Below are 4,329 nucleotides of genomic sequence, written 5' to 3' on the forward strand. Positions count from 1 at the left end.
GGCCCATTCGCGGTGTCCTGACTCTGCAACCACCTGGTCGGTGTTCAGGGGGTGACGAATGCAGGGCGCGGTGGTGCCCCGCGAGCGTGGCCCCGGAGCAGGCCCCCTCGCCCCCTGACCGGTGCTCAACGTGACCCCCACCCCAACCAACCACTCGCCAACTCAAACATCCAAGCGCACCCACCCAGGGCCGCCTGACAACAACCAAAACAAAACCCCGCGGCCGACCAGCGGCACGCGGGGTTTCGAATGTTCACCTCCAAGCCCCAAAGCCCATTAGCGAACAGCCATCAACCAGGCATCAGCCCATGTGCAGGCCACCGTTGACCGAGAAGTCGGCACCGGTGGCAAAACCGGCCTCGTCGCTCGACACCCAAGACACCATCGAAGCGATTTCCTCCGGCGTGCCCAGGCGCTTGACCGGGATGGTGGCCACGATCTTGTCCAGCACGTCCGGACGGATCGAGCGGACCATCTCGGTGCCGATGTAGCCCGGCGACACCGTGTTCACCGTCACGCCCTTGTTGGCCACTTCCTGGGCCAGGGCCATGGTGAAACCGTGCATGCCGGCCTTGGCAGCCGAGTAGTTGGTTTGGCCAAACTGGCCCTTCTCGCCGTTGACCGAGCTGATGTTGACGATGCGGCCCCAGCCACGGTCCACCATGTCATCGATGACCTGCTTGGTCACGTTGAACAAGCTGTTGAGGTTGGTGTCGATGACCACGTCCCAATCGCCCTTGGTCATTTTGCGGAACATGCCGTCCTTGGTGATGCCGGCGTTGTTGACCAGCACATCGATCGGGCCGTGCTCGGCCTTGGTCTTCTGGAACGCTGCCACGGTCGAATCCCAGTCTGACACGTTGCCCACCGACGCGTAGAAGTTGTAGCCCAAGGCCTTCTGCTCTTCCAGCCACTTGGCGTGGTCACGGCTTGGGCCGCAGCCCGCGATGACCTTGAAACCGTCTTTGTGCAGGCGTTGGCAGATGGCGGTGCCGATGCCACCCATGCCGCCGGTGACGTAGGCTACTTTCTGACTCATGTGATGCTCCTCTGTGGGCTGTGAACTGTTGACTGTTGAAAGGGGTTGCGCTTCAGCGCTCGATGGTCAGGGCCACGCCCATGCCACCGCCAATGCACAACGAGGCGATGCCCTTCTTCGCATCGCGGCGCGCCATCTCGTGCAGCAGGGTCACCAGGATGCGGCAACCCGACGCGCCGATGGGGTGGCCAATGGCGATGGCGCCGCCATTGACGTTGACCTTGCTCGTGTCCCAACCCATTTCCTGGTGCACGGCACAGGCCTGGGCGGCAAAGGCTTCGTTGATCTCCAGCAGGTCGAGGTCGGCGGCTTTCCAGCCGGCGCGCTCGAGTGCGCGACGGGCCGCAGGCACCGGGCCCATGCCCATGATCGCCGGGTCCAACCCCGCGCTGGCGTACGAGGCAATGCGGCCCAGCACCTTCAGGCCCAGCTGCTCGACGCGCTTGGCGCTCATCACCATCACGGCCGCCGCGCCGTCGTTGATGCCAGACGCGTTGCCTGCGGTCACGCTGCCCGCCTTGTCGAAGGCCGGACGCAGGCCAGCCAAGGCTTCGGCATTGGTCTTGCGGTTGATGTACTCGTCGGCATCGATGCTCAGCGGATCGCCCTTTTTCTGGGGGATCAACACCGGCACGATCTCGTCCTTGAATCGGCCTGCATCCTGTGCAGCGGCGGCTTTTTGCTGCGAGGCCAGCGCCAGCGCATCCTGCGCCTCGCGGCTGATGCCGTACTGCTTGGCCACGTTCTCGGCCGTGATGCCCATGTGGTACTGGTTGTAGACGTCCCACAGACCGTCGTTGACCATGGTGTCGACCATGCTCCAGTTGCCCATGCGCTGACCTTCGCGCGAATTGGGCACCACGTGCGGCGACAGGCTCATGTTTTCCTGGCCGCCTGCGATCACCACTTCTGCATCGCCGTCGCGGATGGCCTGGGCGGCGAGCATCACGGCCTTCAAACCCGAGCCGCACACCTTGTTGATGGTCATGCCGGGCACAGCGTTGGGCAAGCCGGCCTTGATGATGGCCTGACGGGCTGGGTTCTGGCCACAACCGGCTTGCAGCACCTGGCCCATGATCACCTCGCTGACCTGATCGCCTGGCAAACCAGAGCGACGCAGCAGATCACGGATGACGGTGGCGCCCAGTTCAGCAGCCGGGGTTTTGGCGAGCGCGCCGCCGAACTTGCCCACCGCGGTGCGGGCCGCAGCAACGATCACGATGTCGGTCATGGTGAGTTCCTTGTGACTTCGGTTGACGTGACCAGGGCCGCTCGTGGCGACCCCGGGGATCAGGCCTTGCGTTTGACGTAACGACCGGGTGCGGCCTCGATGACGGGGTGCTGCCGGCTGCCAGGCTGCTTGGGCGCGGGAACCATCTTGCCCGCTTGTTCAGCAAGCCAGCCCGCCCACACCGGCCACCAACTGCCAGGCTGCTCGGTGGCGGTCTCCATCCAGGCTTGCGCGGTGGCAGGCAAGGTCCGTGCCGAACTGACCCAATGGCTGCGCTTTTTCTTCTCGGGTGGGTTGATCACGCCGGCGATGTGACCAGACGCGCCAAGCACGAAGGTCTTCGGGCCACTGACCACCTGGGATGAGGCATAAGCGCTGTCCCAAGGCACGATGTGGTCTTCGCGCGAACCGTAGATGAAGGTCGGCATGTCCAGGCGGCGCATGTCCAGCGGCACGCCACAGACATCGACCGCCCCCGGCTTGCACAGCTTGTTTTCCAGGTAGGTGTTGCGCAGGTACCAGGTGTACATGGGGCCCGGCAGGTTGGTGCTGTCGCTGTTCCAGTAGAGCAGGTCGAAAGCCGGCGGCAGCTCACCCTTGAGGTAGTTGCCAATGACGTAGTTCCAGACCAGGTCGTTGGCGCGCAGGAAGGAGAAGGTGGCCGCGAGCTCATTGCCTCGCAGCAGGCCTCCGCCCATCGGGCTGTCGGCGCCCATCGTCATCTCGCGCATGCGCACCATGGCCTCGTCCACAAAGACATCCATCGTGCCCGTGTTGACGAAATCCAGGAAGGCGGTCAGCAGGGTCAGGCTGCGAACGGGCTTGCGGCCCTGGGTGGCCAGCGTCGCCAGCGCCGTGGCCAGCAAGGTGCCGCCGACGCAAAAGCCCAAGGCGTTGATCTGATCGGCACCGGTGACCTCCCGGGTGACGTCGATGGCACGCGTGACACCATGCTCGACATAATCGTCCCAAGTGGCCTTGGCCAGGCTGTCGTCGGCATTGACCCAGCTGACCATGAACACCCGGTGCCCCTGCGAGAGCAGGTAGCGCACCAGGGAGTTGTCAGGCTGCAAGTCCAGGATGTAGTACTTGTTGATGCAGGGCGGCACGAACAGGAACGGCACCTCGTGCACCTGCGCCGTCAGCGGCTTGTACTCGATGAGCTGGAAGTACGGGTTCTCGTAGACCACCGAACCCTGGGTGGTGGCCACGTTGACCCCCACCTCGAACACACTCTCGTCCGTCTGGGACATGTGCCCTTGGCGGATGTCGTTGAGCAGGTGGCTCAGGCCCTGGGTCAGGCTCTCACCCTTGGTGCTGACGGCTTTGCTCAGCGCCTCCGGGTTGAACGCCAGGAAGTTGGCTGGCGAGGCTGCATCGGCCCATTGCTGAACAGCGAAGCGCACACGCTGGCGGGCCTTGTCGTCGCCGGTGAGGTTGTCGGCCAGGCGCTGCAAGGTGCGCGCATTGAGCAGGTACATCGAGGCCATGAAGGCACTGCCCGGCGACTGGCTCCATTCGGGCGAGGCAAAGCGCTTGTCGCTCACCTTGACCGCATCAGGCTGCTGCAGGGCCTGGTTCCAGAGCTCGCCGGCCTGCCGCAGGTAGTCCTGCTGGATCGATTGCAGTTGCTCGGCCGGGATGTTCAGGCCGGCCAACGATTGCAGGGTGGCGCCCAGGCTCTGCCCCATGGCACCAACGGCTTGACCCACCGGCTCAAGCCCCTTGGTGAAATCGGAGGTGCCCAGGCTCTGAGCATTGGCAGCCGCCCCCAACCAGGGGCGCCAGGCTTGGGCCAACTCAGCCACCCCAGCCGCCTCGCCAAACTTCGTCAAATCAAACCCTGGCAAGGGCGGCTTGCCAGCCAGCAGCTTGGACCAGGCCTGGGTCGCGGTGGAGAACGGGTCACCAGCTTGACCCGAAGCCGTTGCCGACGCAAACGGAGCCTCGGTCGATGTGGCCGATGCGCCCGCCGCAGCGCTGGCACGCCGACTCGCACCCGAGCCGGCTGGCGAAACCCGGGCCGCCCGTTTGCCAGCAGTGGGGGCAGCAGTGGGGG

Annotated in this window: 3 protein-coding genes; all 3 read right to left on the reverse strand. The window is 64.8% G+C overall.

Going from position 1 to position 4,329, the window contains the following annotated elements; all coding sequences use genetic code 11:
- Positions 1 to 301 precede the first annotated feature (301 nt).
- From phbB to phaC, 3 genes are read right to left on the reverse strand one after another with little or no spacing between them, the layout of a single operon-like run.
- Positions 302 to 1,039: an acetoacetyl-CoA reductase gene (gene phbB, locus B2W70_RS03720; RefSeq protein WP_286742988.1), complete on the reverse strand. Its 738-nt coding sequence runs from the start codon at positions 1,037 to 1,039 to the stop codon at positions 302 to 304.
- A gap of 52 nt (positions 1,040 to 1,091) precedes the next feature.
- A complete protein-coding gene (locus B2W70_RS03725; RefSeq protein ID WP_286742990.1) occupies positions 1,092 to 2,270 on the reverse strand; it encodes an acetyl-CoA C-acetyltransferase in 1,179 nt (392 codons plus the stop codon).
- Between the two features lie 59 nt (positions 2,271 to 2,329).
- Positions 2,330 to 3,961, reverse strand: a complete 1,632-nt coding sequence (gene phaC / locus B2W70_RS03730) for a class I poly(R)-hydroxyalkanoic acid synthase (protein ID WP_286742995.1) — start codon at positions 3,959 to 3,961, stop codon at positions 2,330 to 2,332.
- Positions 3,962 to 4,329: the final 368 nt, after the last annotated feature.

Source organism: Aquabacterium sp. UBA2148 (genome assembly GCF_002328915.1).
Classification (GTDB): domain Bacteria; phylum Pseudomonadota; class Gammaproteobacteria; order Burkholderiales; family Burkholderiaceae_C; genus Aquabacterium; species Aquabacterium parvum.